18 protein-coding genes are annotated in these 20,740 nt (G+C 64.2%); 7 read left to right on the top strand and 11 right to left on the bottom strand.

The window, feature by feature from the left end; translation table 11 throughout:
- Window positions 1-7: 7 nt before the first annotated feature.
- The 4 genes from ubiE to BMX85_RS26930 form a co-directional block, all read right to left on the bottom strand.
- Complete coding sequence (gene ubiE / locus BMX85_RS26945) at window positions 8-742, bottom strand: bifunctional demethylmenaquinone methyltransferase/2-methoxy-6-polyprenyl-1,4-benzoquinol methylase UbiE (RefSeq protein WP_090326281.1); 735 nt, start codon at window positions 740-742, stop codon at window positions 8-10.
- 83 nt (window positions 743-825) lie between these two features.
- Window positions 826-2,109: an alpha/beta hydrolase family protein gene (locus BMX85_RS26940; protein ID WP_090326276.1), complete on the bottom strand. Its 1,284-nt coding sequence runs from the start codon at window positions 2,107-2,109 to the stop codon at window positions 826-828.
- A gap of 12 nt (window positions 2,110-2,121) precedes the next feature.
- Complete coding sequence (locus BMX85_RS26935; protein WP_177196892.1) at window positions 2,122-3,396, bottom strand: LLM class flavin-dependent oxidoreductase; 1,275 nt, start codon at window positions 3,394-3,396, stop codon at window positions 2,122-2,124.
- Window positions 3,396-5,639: a TonB-dependent receptor gene (locus BMX85_RS26930; RefSeq protein WP_090326266.1), complete on the bottom strand. Its 2,244-nt coding sequence runs from the start codon at window positions 5,637-5,639 to the stop codon at window positions 3,396-3,398. Before BMX85_RS26930 ends, BMX85_RS26935 begins: the two co-directional genes overlap by 1 nt.
- Window positions 5,640-5,849: 210 nt before the next feature.
- On the opposite strand from BMX85_RS26930, the gene BMX85_RS26925 reads away from it, so the two are divergent.
- Entirely contained in the window at window positions 5,850-6,905 is a 1,056-nt protein-coding gene (locus BMX85_RS26925; protein WP_090326263.1) for a LacI family DNA-binding transcriptional regulator, read from the top strand.
- 8 nt (window positions 6,906-6,913) lie between these two features.
- Complete coding sequence (locus BMX85_RS26920; RefSeq protein WP_090326257.1) at window positions 6,914-7,843, top strand: aliphatic sulfonate ABC transporter substrate-binding protein; 930 nt, start codon at window positions 6,914-6,916, stop codon at window positions 7,841-7,843.
- Window positions 7,844-7,968: 125 nt separating this feature from the next.
- On the opposite strand, the gene BMX85_RS26915 is transcribed toward BMX85_RS26920, so the two are convergent.
- From BMX85_RS26915 to BMX85_RS26900, 4 genes are all read right to left on the bottom strand, one after another.
- Window positions 7,969-8,397 carry a gamma-butyrobetaine hydroxylase family protein gene (locus tag BMX85_RS26915; protein ID WP_090326254.1) on the bottom strand — a complete coding sequence of 143 codons (429 nt, stop codon included), beginning with the start codon at window positions 8,395-8,397 and terminating at the stop codon, window positions 7,969-7,971.
- The gene (locus tag BMX85_RS26910) at window positions 8,394-8,846 is read right to left on the bottom strand and encodes an HIT family protein (protein ID WP_090326250.1); all 453 of its coding nucleotides are present in this window, start codon (window positions 8,844-8,846) and stop codon (window positions 8,394-8,396) included. The genes BMX85_RS26915 and BMX85_RS26910 overlap by 4 nt, the downstream gene beginning before the upstream one ends.
- Entirely contained in the window at window positions 8,846-12,859 is a 4,014-nt protein-coding gene (locus BMX85_RS26905; RefSeq protein ID WP_090326247.1) for a DUF3683 domain-containing protein, read from the bottom strand. Before BMX85_RS26905 ends, BMX85_RS26910 begins: the two co-directional genes overlap by 1 nt.
- Window positions 12,860-13,083: 224 nt before the next feature.
- The gene (locus tag BMX85_RS26900) at window positions 13,084-13,575 is read right to left on the bottom strand and encodes a YqaA family protein (RefSeq protein WP_090326243.1); all 492 of its coding nucleotides are present in this window, start codon (window positions 13,573-13,575) and stop codon (window positions 13,084-13,086) included.
- A 277-nt stretch (window positions 13,576-13,852) separates the two neighbouring features.
- Between BMX85_RS26900 and ilvA the strand changes: the two genes are divergently transcribed.
- Window positions 13,853-15,388 carry a threonine ammonia-lyase, biosynthetic gene (gene ilvA, locus BMX85_RS26895; protein ID WP_090327032.1) on the top strand — a complete coding sequence of 512 codons (1,536 nt, stop codon included), beginning with the start codon at window positions 13,853-13,855 and terminating at the stop codon, window positions 15,386-15,388.
- Window positions 15,389-15,515: 127 nt separating this feature from the next.
- Window positions 15,516-16,349 carry an NADPH-dependent 7-cyano-7-deazaguanine reductase QueF gene (queF, locus tag BMX85_RS26890; RefSeq protein WP_090326239.1) on the top strand — a complete coding sequence of 278 codons (834 nt, stop codon included), beginning with the start codon at window positions 15,516-15,518 and terminating at the stop codon, window positions 16,347-16,349.
- Here the strand turns inward: queF and BMX85_RS30270 are convergent.
- Entirely contained in the window at window positions 16,303-16,557 is a 255-nt protein-coding gene (locus tag BMX85_RS30270; RefSeq protein ID WP_143068078.1) for a hypothetical protein, read from the bottom strand. The two genes, queF and BMX85_RS30270, sit on opposite strands and share 47 nt — an antisense overlap.
- Window positions 16,558-16,658: 101 nt before the next feature.
- Here BMX85_RS30270 and BMX85_RS26885 point away from each other — a divergent pair, with 101 nt between their 5' ends.
- The 3 genes from BMX85_RS26885 (at window position 16,659) to rapZ (ending at window position 19,045) form a co-directional block, all read left to right on the top strand.
- Window positions 16,659-17,141 (top strand): PTS sugar transporter subunit IIA, encoded by a 483-nt coding sequence (locus BMX85_RS26885; RefSeq protein WP_090326235.1) that lies wholly within the window; start codon window positions 16,659-16,661, stop codon window positions 17,139-17,141.
- A gap of 100 nt (window positions 17,142-17,241) precedes the next feature.
- A complete protein-coding gene (gene hprK, locus BMX85_RS26880; protein ID WP_090326229.1) occupies window positions 17,242-18,177 on the top strand; it encodes an HPr(Ser) kinase/phosphatase in 936 nt (311 codons plus the stop codon).
- Window positions 18,178-18,184: 7 nt separating this feature from the next.
- Window positions 18,185-19,045: an RNase adapter RapZ gene (gene rapZ, locus BMX85_RS26875; protein ID WP_090326224.1), complete on the top strand. Its 861-nt coding sequence runs from the start codon at window positions 18,185-18,187 to the stop codon at window positions 19,043-19,045.
- Between the two features lie 38 nt (window positions 19,046-19,083).
- Here the strand turns inward: rapZ and BMX85_RS26870 are convergent, their stop codons facing one another.
- Both BMX85_RS26870 and hpf read right to left on the bottom strand, forming a co-directional pair.
- Window positions 19,084-20,166: an enoyl-CoA hydratase/isomerase family protein gene (locus BMX85_RS26870; protein ID WP_090326220.1), complete on the bottom strand. Its 1,083-nt coding sequence runs from the start codon at window positions 20,164-20,166 to the stop codon at window positions 19,084-19,086.
- Between the two features lie 143 nt (window positions 20,167-20,309).
- Complete coding sequence (gene hpf / locus BMX85_RS26865; RefSeq protein WP_090326216.1) at window positions 20,310-20,669, bottom strand: ribosome hibernation-promoting factor, HPF/YfiA family; 360 nt, start codon at window positions 20,667-20,669, stop codon at window positions 20,310-20,312.
- Window positions 20,670-20,740: the final 71 nt, after the last annotated feature.

Genomic DNA, 20,740 nt, shown 5'->3' with positions numbered 1-20,740 from the left:
ACAGTATTTACAGTTTGATACCGGTGTGTAAAGCGGCCACACCTGCCGTCAAGTTGTAATACGTGACCCGTTCCAGACCCGCCTCTTCCATCATGGTTTTGAGCGTGTCCTGGTCCGGGTGCATGCGGATCGACTCGGCCAGATAGCGATAGCTTTCGGCGTCGCCGGCAATCTTCTGGCCCATCCAAGGCAGCACCTTGAATGAATAAATATCGTACGGTTTTTGCAAAGGCGTCGCCACCTTGGAAAACTCCAGCACCAGCAACTTGCCGCCGGGCTTCAATACGCGGCGCATTTCCGCCAGCGCCTGATCCTTGTGGGTCATATTGCGCAGCCCGAAAGCGACGCTGACGCGGTCGAAATAGTTATCCGGGAACGGCAATTTCTCCGCATCACACAGTAAGGTGGGGGTCAACAGGCCACGATTCAAGAGGCGGTCGCGGCCGACGCGCAACATCGACTCGTTGATGTCGGTCAGCCACACCTCGCCGGTCGGGCCGGCCTGCTTGGCGAACACCTTGGCCAGGTCGCCCGTGCCGCCGGCGATGTCGAGGCACTTGAAACCGGGGCGCACGGCCGCGTTGGCGATGGTGAACGTCTTCCACAGACGGTGCAGGCCACCCGACATGACGTCGTTCATGATGTCGTACTTGGCGGCGACGGAATGGAAAACCTTGGCGACTTCGCGGACTTTGTCGTCTTCCGCGACGGTTTTGTAACCGAAATGAGTGGTATTTGTCATGGTGGCAGGCCTGTTAGTTTGCCTGCATTATACAAGCGCACGGGGTTTTTTCCCTCCCGCGCGCCCTTGGCCGCATATTGTGCCTATCGGGCGGGCAGGTGGCGCCACTCCAGCCCGAGCGCGGTGCGCTTGCGGAAGCCCTTCCACAGGCCCGGATCGGGCTTGATGGTGCCATCGGCGGCCAGCGGCGGCAAGTCCAGATACGGCTGCAACGGCTGCGCCTTGAGGTGGATGCCGAGGAAGGCCGTCACGAAGTGCTGGTTGATGTTGTTGATGCGGCGGCTGTCCCACACCGGCTCGGAATACGACTGGAAATCGTCGAAGCTGGACCACATCGCCGGCGACGGCGGATTCGGCGCCGAGTTGTGGCGCCCGCCCTGATAGGTCAGCAGGTAGCGGTCGGCATTGACGACGCCCTCGAAAATGCGCACCACGCCATCCTTGTAGCCGGCCACGTCGTCCTGGTCGCCGGTAATGAAAAGGGTCGGCGTGCGCACGCCGGCCAACCCTTGGGCATCCCACACCTTGTGCGCGCCGCCCCACGGCGCGAAGGCCACCAGCGCCTTGATGCGGGCGTCGCGGCGCGATTCGTAGTCCTTGTTGCCCTGCTGGTTCACGGCCAGCTTGCCGCCGGGGACGTACGCGGCGGCGGCGGCGCTGACGCCGGCGCCGACGGTGTTCAGCGCGCCATAGGCGCCCATCGAGTAGCCGATCAAGGCGGTGTTGCCGGCATCGGCCACGCCGGCGAGGAAGTTGCCGCTGCCGCGCTTGGCCCAGGCCGCGACGCTGTCGAGCACAAACAGGTCGTCCAGGCGGCGGTTCAGCAGGGTGCTGGCGAAGCCGGCCTTGTCGGCGCGCGTGGATTCGGGGTGGTCGATGGCCACCACGACGTAGCCCTTCGACGCCAGGTTCTCGGTCAGGTAGCTCATTTGCAGGCGCGAACCCGGATAGCCGTGCGAGACGATCACCAGCGGATAGCGTCCGGCGACGGGCGCCGCGTCGCGCGCCGCGCGGCCGTTGAACTGGAACGGCGTGTTGGGGCGGGCGGGATCGTTCGGGCCGGCGCCCAGCACATCGGTGTAAACCGTATGTTCGTTCTGTCCCGCCGCCAGAATGGCCGGGTACCAGACTTCCAGCGTCAGCTTGCGGGTGTAGCGCGGATCGGGGTTGGCATCGCTGTAATGGAGCACGTCCAGTTGGTCGGCATGCTCCGCTACCAGAGTGCGCACGCCGACCGGCAAAGAGCCGCGCGCGGCCAGCTCCGGCGCGTCGGGGCGGAAGTCGCCGAAGTATTCCTGCGCGCGCACTGGCGCGATCAACGCCGAAACGGCCAATGCCGCGATCACAATCCTGCTGGCTACCTTCATTTTTATCCTTGTCTATAGACCCAAATGCTCCCGCAACGTCGTGCCATGGTACGCGGTGCGGAACAAACCGCGCCGCTGCAACTCCGGCACCACCAGCGACAGGAAATCATCCAACCCTCCCGGCAGCGCCGGCGCCATGAAATTGAAGCCGTCCGCCGCCTCCTGCTCGAACCACGCCTGCATCTGATCTGCCACCGCCTGCGCCGTGCCGACCACCGTGAAGTGTCCGCGCCCGCCGGCGATGCGCTCGTACAGCTGGCGTATCGTCAAATTCTCGCCCTGCGCCAGATCGGTCAGCAACTGCTGGCGGCTGCGCTGGCCGTCCTGCGTCTGCGGCAGATCCGGCAGCGGACCGTCCAGCGGATAGCCCGATAGATCGAAGTTGCCGATCATGCGCCCCAATAGCGCCAAGCCGGCCTTCGGCTCGATCAAACGCTGCAACTCGCCGAACTTGTCGTCCGCCTCGCCCTGCGAGCGCCCCACCACCGCGAACAAGCCGGGCATCACCTTCAGCGACTCCGGCGAGCGGCCATGCGCCACCACGCGGCGCGTCATGTCGCGGTAAAAATCCTGCGCCTTCGCCAGCGACGGCTGCGCGGTGAACACCACCTCCGCCGTGGCGGCGGCCAGATCGCGTCCGGCCTCGGAACCGCCGGCCTGCACCACCACCGGCCGCCCCTGCGGACTGCGCGACACGTTCAGCGGCCCGGCGACGGCGAAATGCGGGCCGCGATGATTCAACTTGCGCAGTTTGGCGGGATCGACCAGCCGGCCGCCATCCTTGTCGTTAATAAGCGCCCCATCCTCCCAACTATCCCACAATCCCGTGACAACCTGATGAAATTCGCGCGCGCGCTCATAGCGCGCCGCGTGCGCCACGTGCTGGTCGCGGCCGAAATTGGCCGCCTCCGCCGCGTTGTCGGACGTGACCAGGTTCCAGCCCGCCCTGCCCTCCGATATCTGGTCGAGCGACGCGAACTGGCGCGCCACCGTGTAAGGCTCGTTGTAGGTGGTGGTGGCGGTGCCGATCAAACCAATTTTTTCGGTCGACGCGGCCAGCGCCGACAACAACGTCAACGGCTCCAGCGCAGGCACGCCGCCGGTCAACGCCAGACTGTCGGCGAAGAACACCGCATCAAGGCAGGCCCGCTCCGCGCTTTGCACCTGCTGCCGGAATACCTTGAACGGGTTCGACTCCAGGTCCGTCTGCGGATGCCGCCACGCGGCGACGTGGTGCCCGTGCCGCATCATGAAGGCGGCGATGCTCAGTTGCTTGGTTGATGACATCAGAACTCCTTGCGTGCGGTGATGCCGAAGTAGCGCTCATCGTCACGCGGCACGGCACGCGTGACATAGCCGGTCGAGGTGACCAGATTCGTCGCGTAGGATTTGTTGGCCAGGTTTTTACCCACCAATGCGATGCGCCAGCCGCCCGGCGTCGATGACAAGGCGATGCCGGCGTTGATGACGCCATACGCGCCCTGGATCGCATCCGGCGACTGGAACAGGTCGAACTGCGTCTTGGCCTGATAGGTATAGTCGGCCGAGAAGTCGACGATCAAACCGTTTTGCAGCGGCAGCGCGTAGTTGGCGCGAGTGAAGGACTTCCACTTCGGCGAAAACGGCAACGGCTGGCCATTCAGATTGCACGACGCCGTGGCGGCCGGCGGGCAGTTGAAGCTGTCGATACTGGCATCGGTGTAGGCCAGCGACACGGTCAACGTCAGTTCGCGGGTCGGCCGCGCGTTGATATCCAGCTCGACGCCCTTGGTCGACACGTCGCCCGCGTTGATCAGTCGCGTGATGACGGTGCCGGCGACGGTGTCGAAGAAGTTGGCCTGGTAGTTCGAATACTTGGTGTTGAAGACGGCGACATTGGCGGTCAGGCGGCGGTCGAAGGCGCTCGCCTTCAATCCCAGCTCGAACGAATCGGAGGTTTCCGGCTTGAGCGCCAAGGTGTCGCGGCCAAGCATGTTGAAGAAGACGTTGTAGGCCGGCCCCTTGTAGCCGCGCGAGTACGTCGCGTAGGCGTTCACGTCGCGCGACAGCTGGTATTGCAGGCCGACGCGCCCGGAGTAGCCGTCCTCGCTGGTCGAGCCGCTGTTGCTCACGCCGGGCTGCACGCCGGGGAACGCCGCCGTCGATGTCGAGCTGCGGACATGGTCGTAGGACAGTTCATCCTTGGTCCAGCGCGCGCCGGCGATGGCGCGCCACTCCGGCGTCAGATTGAACGTGCTTTCGCCGAACAGCGAATAGCTGTCGTTCTTGACGCCATAGTCGGCGCGGCCGGAATTGGGCGCCGTCGTGGTAGCGACGATGCGCTGGTACGTTTCGCGGTCCTTGCCATGCAGGTAGAACGCGCCGACGACATATTCGAGGAACTGGTCCTTCGGCGACGCCAGCCGCAGCTCCTGCGACACCTGGCGGAAATCGACGGTGCCGATATCGCGCGTGGCCGGATAGGCGGCGCTGATGCGCGCCGCTTCCGCCGCGTTGCCGATGGCCGAGGTGCTGGTGTATTGCTGATTGGCCCAGTCGCGCACCGCCGTGATCGAGGTCAGGGTGTAGCCGCCGTTGCGCCAGTCAACCTGCGCCGACAAGCCCTTGTTGATGTCGCGGATATCGCTTGGAATATCGGTGTTGATGCTGCGGTTTTGGGTCGACGCGACCACCGGCGCGATCGCCTGCGAGAACGGCGCGCTGGTGGACTTGTAGGCGGTGAAGGACGGCGAGGCGTTGGAGCGCAGATAGTCCGCGATCAGGCTGATATCCAGATTCTTGTTCGGCGTGATGTCGACGCGCGCGCGCACGCCTTTGCGATCGTATCCATTGACCTTGCCGCCGCCGGCGTGGAGGTTGTCGACATTGCCGTCGTAGTCCGCATACAGCGCGGTGACGGCGGCGGCGACCACGCCCGGCTGGATCGTGCCCGACAGGCCGGCGCGCACGCGCTTCTCATTGCCCTCGTACCAGGAGGCGTCGACAAAGCCGCTGGTCTGTTCCGCAGGTTTGCGGCCGATCACGTTCAGCACGCCGGACGACGCGTTCTTGCCGAACAAGGTGCCTTGCGGGCCGCGCAGGATCTCGATGTGCTCGATGTCCAGCAAATCCAGCGTCGCCTGGCCCGGGCGCGCGTACACCACGCCGTCGATCACCGTCGACACAGTGGGTTCCACGCCGGGAGAAGTCGAGATGGTACCGATACCGCGCACGAAGATCGTCGAATCCTTGTTGCCACCCTGCTGACGGAACGTCACGCTCGGCACTTCCTGGACGATGGTGTCGATGCTGGTGCGGTTGGCCTGGGCCAGGTCGTCGCCGTTGAGCACCGACACGGCCACCGGCACCGATTGCAGCGAGGCGTTGCGGCGCGTCGCGCTCACCGTCACGCTGGGAACGGCGGCACTGTCGGTGCGGTCCAGAATGGGCGCGCTGGCCGCATCCGCCGCATCCAACCCGCCCGCCCATGCCGAGCTGACAAGCAAGGCGCCCAACGTCAGCGCACCGATTTTTTTACTGTTGTTCTTCATTGCCGATCCCTTGATTTGAAAGCGCCCTTTGCGCCATATGCGGAAAATCCACTTTCATCATCGAAGAACCAACTTAGTTCCCCGCCTGACGTTTGCTAGACTTTGAATGGTACCGATACCCTTTTTTTAGTGTCGGTGCGGGCCGATTTGAAGTCAAAGAATTAAAAAACCCATCGATATGTCTTTTCTAAATATGCGCGGACCAAGCAAATGAGCGAACCGGAAAGCACACGCAAACGCCGTGGCTCCGGCCGCGCGACGATCCACGACGTGGCGCGGCTGGCGGAAGTCGGATCGATCACCGTGTCGCGCTACTTCACGGAGCCGGGCCGCGTGGCGGCCACGCGCAGCGCGCGCATCGCCGCCGCCGTCAAGCAGCTGGGCTATGTGCCGAACCTGATGGCGGGCAGCCTGGCGTCGTCGCACAGCCGCATCATCGGCATGGTGATACCCAATATCTCCGGGCCGATTTTCGCCAGCACGATCCAGAGCTTCAGCGACACATTGAGCCGCCACGGCTACCAGCTGCTGCTGGCGTCGAGCTATTTTTCGGCCAAGCAGGAGGAGAGCGCGGTGCGCGCCTTCCTTGGCTGGAAACCGGCGGCGCTGGTGGTGACGGGACGCTTTCACAACCGCGCGACGGAAAAGCTGCTATCGGAAGCCGGCATTCCGGTGGTCGAAACCTGGGACTACGAGCCACGCCGCAAGCCGATACAGGTCGGCTATTCGAACATCGCCGTCGGCGAGCAGGCGGCGCGCTACCTGTACGCCAAAGGCTATCGCCGCATCGCCTTCGTGCAAAACAGCCTGGCGGGCGACCTCAGTGCCGTGGACCGTAGCGACGGCTACGCGTCTGTGATGCGCGAGCACGGACTGCAACCGAACATTTACGTACCGACGGCGGAGGCGCCATTCGACGCCGGCAAACAGGCCATCGAGGCGCTGGCGCTCAAGCTTGCGAAGCGCAGCGGCCAGCACGCCGAGGCGATCATCTTCGCCAACGACAATCTGGCCGCCGGCGCCCTGCTGGCGGGCCAGCGCGCCGGCCTGGAGATACCCGAGCAGTGCGCCATCGTCGGTTTTGGCGACTATCCGTTCTCGCCGCTGCTGCTTCCCGGTTTGACCACCATCCGGCCGCCGGGACGCGAGATCGGCGAAATCGCCGCGCTGCGCATCCTGGAGCAGCTGGGCGTGCTGCCGGCGTCCGGCCAGGACACGCGCCTCAACCTGCTGGCCTGCGAACTTATCGAGCGCGAAAGCGCATAAAGGAACCCATGAAGAACATCGTCGCCGGCTTGTTGCTGGCCCTCCCCCTGCTGGCGCACAGCGCGCCGGCCATCACCATCGGCTTCCAGAAAAGCAGCGGCCTGCTGGGCATTTTGAAGAACCAGGGCACGCTGGAGAAGGCCTTCGCCGGCCAGCAGATCAAATGGATCGAATTCCCCGCAGGGCCGCAGATGCTCGAAGCACTCAACGCCGGCAGCATCGACTTCGGCAGCACGGGCGCGCCGCCGCCGGTGTTCGGGCAGGCGGCCGGCATCGACCTGCTGTACGTCGCGGCGGAACCAGCGCCGGTCAACAGCGAGGCGATCTTCGTGCCGAAGGAGTCGGCGGCGCGCACGGTGGCGGATTTGAAGGGCAAGAAGGTGGCGTTCCAGAAGGGATCGGGCTCACACTTTTTGCTGGCGTCCGCGCTGCAAAAGGCGGGCTTGAAGCTGAGCGACATCAAGCCGGTATATTTGTCGCCATCGGACGCGCGGGCGGCCTTCGTCAGCGGCGGCATCGACGCGTGGGTGGTGTGGGACCCGTACTTCGCGTCGGCGCAGAAATCGTATCAGGTGCGGGTGTTGAGCGACTACACTGGCCTGCCGCAGGCGAACGGTTTTTATCTGGCATCGCGCAAGTTCGCCGCGCAGTCGCCGAAGGTATTGGCGGCGCTATTGGAACAGGTGGCGCTGACCGGCCAATGGGCCAACGCGCATACGAAGGAAGTGAGCGCGATGCTGGCGCCGCAAATGGGGCTGCCGGTCGATATCGTCGAAACCTGGCAGCGCCGCACGCGCTACGGCGCGGTGCCGGTCAGCGCCGCCATCGCCGCCAACCAGCAGCGCGTCGCCGACGTGTTCTATCAGCAGAAATTGATCCCGAAGGCGATCAGTGTGGCAGGAAGCATTTGGCCATGGCAATCGGCCACCGCCCGATGAGATGCTACGGAGACACGTAGGGCGGATTAGGCGGAACGCCGTAATCGGCCATCTTTGAGCCGTCGACGGCGCATGCATTGGCCGATTACGCTGCGCTAATCCGCCCTACATGCCTCCTCGCAATGCTAGTGTTTGTGGCCGCAGGATGGCCCGTGCACGTGTGGCGCCGGCGCCGGCGCGTTGGCGGGATCGCGGCCGCTGTCGCCGTCCAGGCCCGACGCGTGCAGGCGGTCCATATAATCCTGCCACAGCTTGTCCTTCTCGTTGCCCAGCTTGTACAGGTAGTCCCACGTGAACAGGCCGGTGTTGTGCCCGTCCGTGAAGGTCGGCTGCACCGCGTAGTTGCCGACCGGGTCCATCGCCGCGATGCCGACTTCGCGCTTGCCGACTTGCAGCACTTCCTGGCCGGGGCCGTGGCCCATCACTTCGGCCGACGGCGAATACACGCGCATCAGCTCGAACGGGATCGTGAACGAGGCGCCGTCGTCGAACTCGATGTCCAGCACCTTGGATTTATTGTGGACGGTCAACGCGGTCGGATTCCTGGAGCTCATGGTTGTACTTTCAAACGTTCGATAATCGCCGCGTGCAAGGCGGGCACCAGCGCGCGGCGCGCGGCCAGCACCTCCGGCGCGCCGGCGCGCGCGGCCGTGGCGAAACTCGAGTTGGGGAAATGCGCATCGTCCGGATAGCGCGGAATCACGTGCCAATGCACGTGCGGGGTCATGTTGCCGAAGCTGGCCAGGTTGATCTTTTCCGGCGCCATCACGGCGCGCTGCGCCGCCTCCACCGCGAACACCACAGCCATGACATGGCCGCGCTCGGCCGCGCCGAGATCGGTCATCTCCTTGACGTGCGCGTTCCACACCACGCGCGTGAAGCCCGGATACTCGGCATCGTCGACGGCGATCACCGACAGCCGGTCGTCGCTCCAGATGACGACGCCGTCGGCGGGCGCCGCCAGCAGCTTGCACAGATCGCAGGTATCAACACCGCGCGCCATCACACCAGCACCCGCTCGATGCCGCCGTCGTTGGCGCGCTTGACGTAGTCGGCCATCCAGTTCTCGCCCAGCAGATGCTTGGCGATCTCGACAACGATGTAGTCGGCCGTGGTGCCGGCGTCCTCGCCGTAGCGCGAGACGCCGCCCAGGCAGGCCGGGCAGCTGGTCAGGATCTTGACCTCGCCTTCGAAGCCGTCGGCGCGCAGCTTGTCGGCGCCCTTGATGACTTCCTCTTCCTTGCGGAAGCGCACCTGCGTCGAGATGTCCGGACGCGCGATCATCAACGTGCCCGAATCGCCGCAGCAGCGGTCGTTCTTCTCGATCTTGACGTTGTCGTGGGTGGCGATCAGGCCGTTGACGGTCTTGGTCGCCTCCTGCAACTTCATCGGCGTGTGGCACGGCTCGTGGTACATATAGCGCGTGCCGGTCACGCCTTCCAGGCGGACCTGCTTCTCCAGCAGATACTCGTGGATGTCCATGATGCGGCAGCCCGGGAAGATCTTGTCGAACTCGTAGGTCGCCAGCTGGTCGTAGCAGGTGCCGCACGACACCAGCACCGTCTTGATGTCCAGATAGTTGAGGGTGTTGGCCATGCGATGGAACAGCACGCGGTTATCGGTCATCATCTTCTCGGCCTTGTCGTACTCGCCCGAGCCGCGCTGCGGATAACCGCAGCACAGGTAGCCCGGCGGCAGCACGGTCTGCACGCCCACTTCCCACAGCATCGCCTGGGTCGCCAGGCCGACCTGCGAGAACAGCCGCTCCGAGCCGCAGCCCGGGAAGTAGAACACCGCCTCGGTATCGGCCGTGGTCTTCTTCGGATTGCGGATGATCGGAATGACCTTGTCGTCCTCGATGTCGAGCAGCGCGCGGGCGGTCTTCTTCGGCAGCCCGCCCGGCATTTTCTTGTTGATGAAGTGGATCACCTGCTCGCGCACCGGCGGCTTGCCGACCGTCGGCGGCGGCGCCTTGGTCTGCTTCTTGGCGAATTTCTTCAACAAATCGTTACCGAGGCGCTGGGCCTTGTAGCCGATGCCGACCATCGCCGCGCGGGTGGCGTTGATGGTGGCCGGATCGGTGGCGTTGAGGAAGAACATCGCCGCCGACTTGCCCGGATTGAACGATTTCTTGTCCATCTTGCGCAGCAAATTACGCATGTTCATCGACACGTCGCCGAAGTCGATGTCGACCGGGCACGGCGTCACGCACTTGTGGCAGACCGTGCAGTGGTCGGCCACGTCCTCGAACTCTTCCCAATGCTTGATCGAGATGCCGCGGCGGGTTTGCTCCTCGTACAGGAACGCTTCGATCAGCGACGACGTCGCCAGGATCTTGTCGCGCGGCGAGTACAGCAGGTTGGCGCGCGGCACGTGCGTCGAGCATACCGGCTTGCACTTGCCGCAGCGCAGGCAGTCCTTGATGCTGTTGGCGATCTCGCCGATATCGCTTTGCTGCATGATCAGCGATTCGTGGCCCATCAGGCCGAACGACGGCGTATAGGCGTTGGACAGGTCCGCCTCCATGCCCGGCAGGTTCAGCAGCTTGCCCTTGTTGAAGCGGCCTTCCGGATCGACGCGCAGCTTGTAGTCGCGGAACGGGCCGATTTCCTCCTCGGTCAGGAACTCGAGCTTGGTGATGCCGATGCCGTGCTCGCCCGAGATGACGCCGTTGAGCGAACGGGCCAGCACCATGATGCGCGCCACGGCCGAATGCGCCAGTTGCAGCATCTCGTAGTGGTCGGAGTTGACCGGCAGGTTGGTGTGGACGTTGCCGTCGCCGGCGTGCATGTGCAGCGCGACGAACACGCGCCCGCGCAGCACGCGCTTGTGGATCGCGGTCGCCTCGTCGAGGATCAGCTTGTAGGCCGCGCCGCTGAAGATCTGGCGCAGCTGGGCGCGGATTTCCTGCTTCCACGTCACGCGGATGGTGCGGTCCTGGACGATGTCGAACAGGGTCGCGTCCGGCTGCAGCTTCAGACGCTCGTCGAACACGGCCTGCAGGCGCTCCAGGCCCAACGCGGCCAGTTCGGCGGTGACGCTGGCCAACGGCTTGTCGAGCTCGGCCAGCAGGAAGGTCCAGCGGTCGCGCACCTGCGTCAGCAAGGCCTCGGCCTGCTGCACGCGGTCGCCCAGCATCTCCGCGTCGCCCACGGCGTCGTCGGCGTCGTCGCTCTTGCCGATCGGCAGATTGCCGGCGGCGAAGAAGTCGCGCAGCTCGTCGACCAGTTGCAGCTTGTTCTTGATCGACAGCTCGATGTTGATGCGCTCGATGCCGTCGGTGTACTCGCCCATGCGGTTGAGCGGAATCACCACGTCTTCATTGATCTTGAAGGCGTTGGTGTGCTTGGCGATGGCGGCGGTGCGGGCGCGGTCGAGCCAGAACTTCTTGCGCGCCTCGGGGCTGACGGCGACGAAGCCCTCGCCGACGCGGGTGTTGGCGATGCGCACCACTTCCGACGCGGCCATGGCCACGGCGTTCTCGTCGTCGCCGACGATGTCGCCGAACAGCGCCATCTTCGGCAGCACGCCGCGTTTCGACTTGGTGGCGTAGCCGACCGCGCGCAGGTAGCGCTCGTCCAGGTGCTCCAGGCCGGCCAGGCGCAAGGTGGCGAACTGCTCGCCCTTGGCCGGCAGGCCGTCGAGGTAATCCTTGATTTCAACGATGGACGGAATGGCGTCGCGCGCCTGGCCGAAGAACTCCAGGCAGACGGTGCGGGCGAACTTCGGCATCTTGTGCAGGATCCAGCGGCCCGACGTGATCAGGCCGTCGGTGCCCTCCTTCTGGATGCCCGGCAGGCCGGACAGGAACTTGTCGGTCACGTCCTTGCCCAGGCCTTCCTTGCGGAAGATGCGGCCGGCGATCTCCAGGATCTCGGTCTTGAACGGCGCGCCCTTGGCTTCGCCGCGCGCGGTCGGATGGGTCCACTCCAGCTTGAAGCGGGCCAATGGCGTGTCGTGGATCTTCGACAGGTTGTGGTCCAGGCGCGTGACTTCGAGCCAGTCGCCGTTCGGGTCGACCATGCGCCACGAGGCCAGGTTGTCGAGCGCGGTGCCCCACAGCACCGCCTTCTTGCCGCCCGCGTTCATCGCGATGTTGCCGCCGATGCAGGAGGCGTGCGCCGAGGTCGGATCGACCGCGAACACGAAGCCGGCCTTCTCGGCCGCCTCGGACACCTTGTTGGTGATCACGCCGGCGCCGGTGTAGATGGTGGCGTATTCCTTGTCCAGGCCGGGCAGCACCTTCATCTCGACCGCGCCCATGTTGAGCAGCTTCTCGGTGTTGATGACGGCCGACATCGGCGTCAGCGGAATGGCGCCGCCGGTGTAGCCGGTGCCGCCGCCGCGCGGGATGATGGTCAGCCCCAGTTCGATGCAGCCCTTGACCAGGCCGGCCATTTCCTCTTCGCTGTCGGGCGTGAGCACGACGAACGGATACTCGACGCGCCAGTCGGTGGCGTCGGTCACGTGCGAGATGCGCTTCATGCCGTCGAAGCAGATGTTGTGCTTGTCGGTGTAGCGGCCCAGCACCTTGTAGGTGCGCTTGCGCAGGTCGTAGACCTGCTTGAATTCCTCGCCGAAGTCGGCCACGGCCTTGCCGGCCGCGCGCAGCAGCTTGATGACGTTGACGCTGCGCTGCTTGGACGCTTCCGATTCGCTGCCGTCGTCGTCGATGGTCAGGCGGCGCTTGTCGACCTCGGCCAGGCGGTGGTGCAGCGCGTTGATCAGCTCCTGGCGGCGCTTCGGGTTGTCCAGCATGTCGTCCTGCAGGTACGGATTGCGGCGCACGGCCCAGATGTCGCCGAGCACCTCGTACAGCATGCGGGCCGAGCGGCCGGTCTGGCGGGCGCCGCGCAGCGCGTCGAGCAAGCTCCACGATTCCTCGCCCAGCAGCCGGATGACGATCTCGCGATCGGAAAACGACGTGTAGTTGTAAGGAATTTCGCGGAGACGCTGGGTCTCCGGTCCGTGGGGCGTTTCCGCCAGCAGAGCTTGGATTTGTGCAGGGGCATTCATTGGCGATTGGACTTGTAAACTGGAACCCGGGAGGGCCATTCTAGCGTATTGCGACGCACCATGTCGGAACAGCCTTAGACGGCGGGGGGACTCTTGCGTTTCCCCGGACGCGCCATTAATTTGCGGATGAACGCGATTATCGGCAAGAAAATTCAACCATTCCGCCGGAAACTGAACGAAATTCCGAATCCTGCGCATCCGGCAATACGATCAATTGCACCAGATTAGCCCAGCATTTGTCCGATCCGGTGCCAGACGCCGTCCGGCACATACAACAGCAAGGTGGTCATGGTCAGGTAGCGCAGCAGTTTGCCGACGCACATATAGGCCAGGCTGGGCCAGAAAGGCAGTTTGAGCCAGCCACCCAGGGTGCACAGCGGATCGCCGATGCCGGGCAGCCAGGCCAGCAGCATGGTCTTGGCGCCGTAGCGCTCGAGCCAATGGAACCAGCGGCTCTTGCGCTCCTTGGCGAAGGTGGTCTTGGCCTGGTAGCCGATCCAGTAATCGACGGCGCCGCCGAGGGTGTTGCCGACGGTCGCCACGCCGATGGCGCTCCAGAACAGTTCCGGATTGGCCTTGATGACCGCGAACACCGCCGGCTCCGAGCCCAGCGGCACCAGGGTGGCGGACACGAAACTGATGACGAAGACCGACGTCAGGCCCACTTCCGGTGCCGCCAGCACGTTGAGCAGCCAGGCGATTGCAGATTCGATCATCGGTTTCTTTAGCGGGACGAAAGGTGTCCATTATAATGATCCGCACACCGCACGATTGAACAGCCCGGTCCTTGCCCACAGGCATAGTACCCGCGCCCCTGCCCGACCCGGTCACCCGCCGGATAGTTAGCATCGAACAACTGCGGAGCCCACGGGGTCAAGTCTGTCATTCGGACAGGAGCTGTGCCGTAGCAGTACTTACGGCACAGCTCCTGTCCGAATGACAGACTTGACCCCAGCATGGACTCCGGCCCTCTGGAATCACTGTTTGCAGACCATGACTATCGACTATCTGAAGAAAATCCTGACCGCGCGCGTCTACGACGTCGCTGATGAAACCCCGCTGGAACTCGCGCCGACCTTGTCGCAGCGCTACGAGAACCGAATTTATTTCAAGCGCGAGGACATGCAGAGCGTGTTCAGCTTCAAGATTCGCGGCGCCTACAACAAGATGGCCCACCTGAGCGACGCCCAGCGCAAACGCGGCGTCATCTGCGCCTCGGCCGGCAACCACGCCCAGGGCGTGGCGCTGTCGGCCGCCAAACTGGGCTGCCGCGCGCTGATCGTCATGCCGACCACCACCCCGCAAGTGAAGATCGACGCCGTCAAGGCGCGCGGCGGCGCCGACGTCGAAGTGGTGCTGCACGGCGAGTCCTATACCGACGCCTACAACCACGCGCTGACCCTGGAGCAGGAACAGAAGCTGACCTTCGTCCATCCGTTCGACGATCCCGACGTCATCGCCGGCCAGGGCACCATCGGCATGGAAATCCTGCGCCAGCATTCCGGCCCGATCCACGCCATCTTCGTCGCCATCGGCGGCGGCGGCCTGATCGCGGGCGTGGCCTCGTACGTCAAGGCGATCCGCCCGGACATCAAGATCATCGGCGTGCAAACCATCGATTCGGACGCCATGGCGCGCAGCATCAAGGCCGGCGAGCGCGTCACGCTGGCCGATGTCGGCCTGTTCTCGGACGGCACCGCGGTGCGCCTGGTCGGCGAGGAAACGTTCCGCATCGCGCGCGAACTGGTCGACGACATCATCATCGTCGACACCGACGCCATCAGCGCCGCCATCAAGGACGTGTTCACCGACACCCGCAGCATCCTGGAGCCGGCCGGCGCGCTGGCCATCGCCGGCGCCAAGGCCTACATCGAGCGCGCGGCCATGACCAAGGACCCGGTCAAGAACGAGACCTTGATCACCATCGCCTGCGGCGCCAACATGAATTTCGACCGCCTGCGCTTCGTTGCCGAGCGCGCCGAACTGGGCGAGGCGCGCGAGGCGGTGTTCGCCGTCACCTTGCCCGAGCAGCGCGGCAGCTTCAAGCGCTTCTGCTCGCTGGTGGGGCCGCGCAATGTCACCGAGTTCAACTACCGCATCAGCGACAAGGACGAGGCCCACGTGTTCGTCGGCGTGCAGATCGCCGACCGCGGCGAGTCCGGCGCGCTGGCGCGCAAGTTCGAGGAGCACGATTTCAAGACGCTGGATTTGACGCACGACGAACTGGCCAAGGCCCACATCCGCCACCTGGTCGGCGGCAAGAGCGGGCTGGCCAAGGACGAGCTGCTGTACCGCTTCGAGTTCCCCGAGCGCCCGGGCGCGCTGATGCGCTTCCTCGACAGCATGGCGCCGAACTGGAACATTTCGCTGTGCCATTACCGCAGCCAGGGCGGCGACGTCGGCCGCATCCTGATCGGCTTGCAGGTGCCGTCCGAGGAAATGGGCGCGTTCGCGCAGTTCCTCACCACGCTCGGCTACCGTTACTGGGACGAGAGCGCCAATCCGGTCTACAAGCTGTTCCTGGGCTGAGGACCAAGCGTCTTCTGATAACCGTGGGGCGGATTGGCGCGGCGTCATCGGCCCTACGCCTCACCCCGTCCCGGCATGCCGCGGTGAATTAGGCTACCATTTCACCTTTGCCGAATCCACGACCGTCATGACCAACTCCGCCGACCTGTCCCCGCTGGGAAAAACCTCCGCCTACCGCACCGATTACGCGCCGGAACTGCTGTTCCCGATCCCGCGCCAGGGCAAGCGCGACGAGCTGGGCCTGGCCGGCACGCTGCCGTTCTTCGGCGTCGACATCTGGAACGCCTACGAGATCTCCTGGCTCAACCAGCGCGGCAAACCGCAGGTGGCGATCGCCCGCGTCACCTTCCCGGCCGATTCGCCCAACATCATCGAATCGAAATCGTTCAAGCTCTACCTCAATTCGTTCAACCAGACCCGGCTGGAAAACGTGGTGGCGCTCAAATCGCTGCTGCAACAGGACCTGACCGAGGCGGCCGGCGCCAACGTCCACATCACCATCACCCAGCCGGAGGAATTCGGCATGATCGCGATGGGCGAACTCGACGGCCTGCTGCTGGACCGCCTCGATATCGAAGTCGACAACTACAGCCCGTCGCCGGAGATCCTCAAGGCCGCGCACGACGAGGAGCCGGTCGAGGAAAAACTGGTGTCGCACCTGCTCAAGTCGAACTGCCTGGTCACAGGCCAGCCCGACTGGGCCAGCGTGCAGATCCACTATGCCGGTCCGCAAATCGACCAGGAAAGTTTGTTGAAATACCTGATCGGTTTCCGCGAGCACAACGAATTCCACGAACAATGCGTCGAGCGCATCTTCGTCGACATCCTGCGCCAGTGCGCGCCGCAGCAGCTGGCCGTGTACGCGCGCTATACCCGCCGCGGCGGCCTGGACATCAATCCGTGGCGCAGCAATTTCAGCACGGCACAGAAACCGCCGAACCTGCGCGGGGCGCGTCAATAGCAAAAATCAGGCGTATGATGTGGCCAATGATGCGACTTTCGTAAGAAATCCGCGCATCGGTTGAAAAACGCGAAAAATCGGAAAAACGCGTCGCTTTGCGGCGAAAAACCGGCATTTTCACGCTTTTTTGCGCATAAATAGCAAATGCTTTCTGCGGTGCATTTTCAATAATAACCTTGGCGGCCCGGCGCGCCGGCTGCCTGATCATTAAGCAACGCCGGTGCGAGCGAATTCATGTTACATGGCGCACAAACAAGCCTATAATTCGGCGGCGGCACGCCTTGTGCGTCGTAACATTCTTATCGTCTTATGAATAACCTGAGCAAAATACTCTCCCTCGAAAACGTCCTGCTCGACCTGGAAGTGTCCAGCAAGAAGCGGGCATTCGAGCAAGCCGGCCTGATCTTCGAAAACAACTGCGGCATCGCCCGCTCCACCGTCTCGGACAACCTGTTCGCGCGCGAGCGCCTCGGTTCGACCGGGCTCGGTCACGGCGTGGCCGTGCCGCACGGCCGCATCAAGGGCATGAAGAGCCTGAAATCGCCGCTGGCGGCGTTCGTCCGCCTGGCCGAGCCGATTCCGTTCGAGTCGCCCGACGGCAAGCCGGTCAATCTGCTGTTCTTCCTGCTGATCCCGGACCACGTCACCCAGCAGCATCTGGAAATCCTGTCGGAAATCGCCGAGATGTTCTCCGACGACGCGTTCCGCACGGCGCTCTCCACCGATCCGGACCCGAAATCGGTGCATTCGCGCATCATCAACTGGATGCCGAGCCTGCAGGCTGCCGGCTGACCGCCAGGCGGGGAAGTGGCTTGCAAGCATGGGTTGGCGGACAATAGGTTAAACTAAGGGCGTACCGCCACGTAGTCCAACCTTGAGATAAAGACGCCCTATGCTGCAAACGCCGCTGACGATACAAAGGCTTTACGACGACAATCGCGAGAGTTTGCAGCTCGGCTGGTTCGCCGGCTTTCCCGGCGGCGAACGCCTGATCTCCGGCGACGTCGCCTCCGCCGCCGACCAGGTCGGCCACCTGAACACCATCCACCCGGGCCGCATCCAGGTCTTCGGGCACCAGGAAATCAATTACTACCAGCGCTTGAAGGCGCTCACGCGCGCCCACGTCATCGGCGAGCTGATCGCCGGCGGCCCGCCGGCGCTGATCATCGCCCAGGGCCTGGAAACGCCGCCCGACATCCTCGCCATCTGCGACGAAAAAAACATCCCGCTGTTCTCCACTCCGTTACCTGCCGCACAGGTGATCGACTTCCTGCGCGTGTATCTTTCCAAGAAGCTGGCGCAACGCATCATCATGCACGGCGTCTTCATGGACGTGCTGGGCGTGGGCGTGCTGATCACCGGCGACTCGGGCCTCGGCAAGAGCGAGCTGGGTCTGGAACTGATTTCGCGCTCGCACGGGCTGGTGGCCGACGACGCGGTCGAGTTCTCGCGCATCGCGCCGAACATGATCGAGGGCCGCTGCCCGGCCCTGCTGCAGAATCTGCTGGAAGTGCGCGGGCTGGGCCTGCTGGACATCAAGGCGATCTTCGGCGAGACGGCCGTGCGCCGCAAGATGCGCCTGAAGCTGATCGTGCACCTGGTGCGCCGCGGCGCGCTGGAGGAGGAAGTGGAGCGGCTGCCGTTCCAGTTCCCGACCGAGGACGTGCTGGGCCTGCCGATCCGCAAGGTCGTCATTCCCGTCGCGGCCGGCCGCAACATCGCGGTGCTGCTGGAGGCCGCCGTCCGCAACACCATTCTGCAATTGCGCGGTATCGACACCTTACAAGAGTTCATGGAGCGCCAGCGGCAAGCCATGAGCGGAGATTAAAACCATCATGCGTATCGTCCTCATCACAGGCATATCCGGCTCCGGCAAATCGGTGGCCTTGAACGTACTGGAAGACACCGGCCACTATTGCGTCGACAACCTGCCGCCGGCGTTGCTGTCGAACCTGGTCTCGACGCTGGCCGAGGAAGGCCTGCAGGCGCTGGCGGTGGCGGTCGACGCCCGCAGCGCCGAATCGCTGGCCTCGCTGCCGGCCGACGTCAAGCGCCTGCGCGAGGAAGGGCACGACGTCAAGGTCATGTTCCTGACCGCCAACACGCACTCGCTGGTGGCGCGCTTCTCGGAGACGCGCCGCAGCCATCCGCTGTCGCACGAGTTGCGGCCCGGGCAGAACCCGGCCGCGCGCCGCACCTTGATCGAATGCATCATGGAGGAGCGCGAGCGGCTCTCGGCCATCGAACAACTGGGCCATGTGGTCGATACGTCGGAGTTGAGCGCCAACAAGCTGCGCGCCTGGGTCAAGGACCTGGTCGCCAGCGAAGGGGCGCCGCTGACCTTGTTCTTCGAATCGTTCGCCTTCAAGCTGGGCGTGCCGATGGACGCCGATTTCGTGTTCGACGTGCGGGCGCTGCCGAATCCTTACTACGATTTGACGTTGCGCCCGCTGACCGGGCGCGACGCCCCGGTCATCGACTTTCTCGACGCGCAGCCAAGCGCCATCGAGATGATGGGCGATATCCGTGCGTTTGTGGAGAAGTGGCTGCCGTTCTTCAAGACCGACAACCGCAGTTACCTGACGGTGGCGCTGGGCTGCACCGGCGGACAGCACCGGTCGGTGTATATGGCGGAGAAACTGGCGGCGTATTTCCACCCCAACGAACGCGTGGTCCTGCGCCACCGAGAACAGTAACACGGCGTCCAGGGTTTTTTGATGCCGGTGGCCGGCGGTCAAAGATGGCGCAACGGATGCGCGTAATCCGGCCACACCGGCTCGAACAGCCCCCGCACCATTTCCCCGGTCACCTCCTCCAGCGACGGCGGATTCCACCTCGGCGCGTTGTCCTTGTCGACCACCAGCGCGCGCACGCCTTCCAACACCTCGCCATGCGCGAACACGCGCCGCACCAGCGCGCGCTCGAGGCGCAGGCAGCCCGCCATGTCCAACGCCGCGCCACGCCGGATCAACTCGTGCGTGACACTCATCATCAACGGCGACCGGCTCGCCATCGCGCGCACCGTTTCGCGCGCGAACGCGCCCGCGTCCGACGCCAGCGAGGCGACGATGGCCGGCACCGATCCGGCGCCGAAGTGGCGGTCGATGGCGTCCCGCTCGGCCTCCAGCCGGCCCGCCCCCGCGGCGCCCCTGAACGGCTGCGCAAAGGCCGCGATCGCCTCGACCAGCTCCGCGCCCGGGGTCGACTCCAAAATCGCGTCCAGCACCTCCAGTTCGTCCGCAGGCACATAATGGTCGGCCAGGCCCGCGTACAGCGCGTCGGCCGCGCCTATCGTCACGCCGGTCACGCCCAGATAGCGCCCCAGCGCGCCCGGCGCGCGCGACAGGAAATAGCTGCCGCCCACATCCGGGAACAGGCCGATGTTCACCTCCGGCATCGCCATCCTGGTGCGCCCGGTGACGATGCGCACCCGGCTGTGCGGCCCGCTCTGCGCGATGCCCATGCCGCCGCCCATGACCACGCCATCCATCAGCGCGATGTACGGTTTCGGATAGCTGTGCACCAGGTGGTTGAGCGCGTATTCCTCGGTGAAGAAATCCTCGATCAGCGCGCTGCCGGCTTGCGGCGTGGCGCGGCCGGCGTCGTGGAAGAAGCGGATGTCGCCGCCGGCGCAGAAGGCCTTGTCGCTGCTGGAGCGGATGGCCACGGCGGCGACGTCGGAATCGTCGCGCCACGCCAGCAGCGCCGCCGTGATGGTACGCAGCATCGGCAGCGACAGCGAGTTCAACGCCTTCGGCCGGTCCAGCGTGATGAAACCGGTGCCGTTGACGATGCCGGTGTGGACCAATTCGCTCATGATGCCGCCGCCCCGTGATAAAAAAACCCATTCTACCGCCGAAACGGGATAAATGATTTTCATCGAAGCGAAGTACGCGGCACGACGCGGACACAAAAAAGGGCGCCCTTGCGCCCTTTGTTGGATGGTGCCGGAGGCCGTTGTTATAGGGCGGCGGCAGCGGGTTCGTAGCTATCCGGGAGATGCTTGATCGCATCGTGGCCGTGCTGCTGAACTTTGGATTTGTATTTCATGACCTGCCGGTCAAGCTTGTCGACCAGGGTGTCGATCGCGGCGTACAGGTCTTGCGACAGGCTTTCCACGTACACGGTTTTACCCGACATGCGCAGGTTGATTTCAGCCTTTTGGCGTTTCGATTTCTCTTTAAGGTTATCTACAGTCAGAATGACAGCAATATCAATAACTTGATCGAAGTGACGAGTGACACGTTCCAGTTTGTTCTGTACGTATTCGCGGATGGCCGCGGTCACTTCGAGATGATGTCCACTGATGGTCAGATTCATACACGCTCCTAAAGATAGATGTCGCTTACGGTCAGTGCCGCGCCCATTGCGGCCGGGCGCACAGTGACCAA

Origin of the sequence: Duganella sp. CF517, from assembly GCF_900110275.1 — a bacterium.
GTDB lineage: Bacteria > Pseudomonadota > Gammaproteobacteria > Burkholderiales > Burkholderiaceae_D > Rugamonas.
The sequence above is the reverse complement of the archived record's forward strand: the minus strand, read 5'-3'. Positions and strand labels throughout refer to the sequence as shown.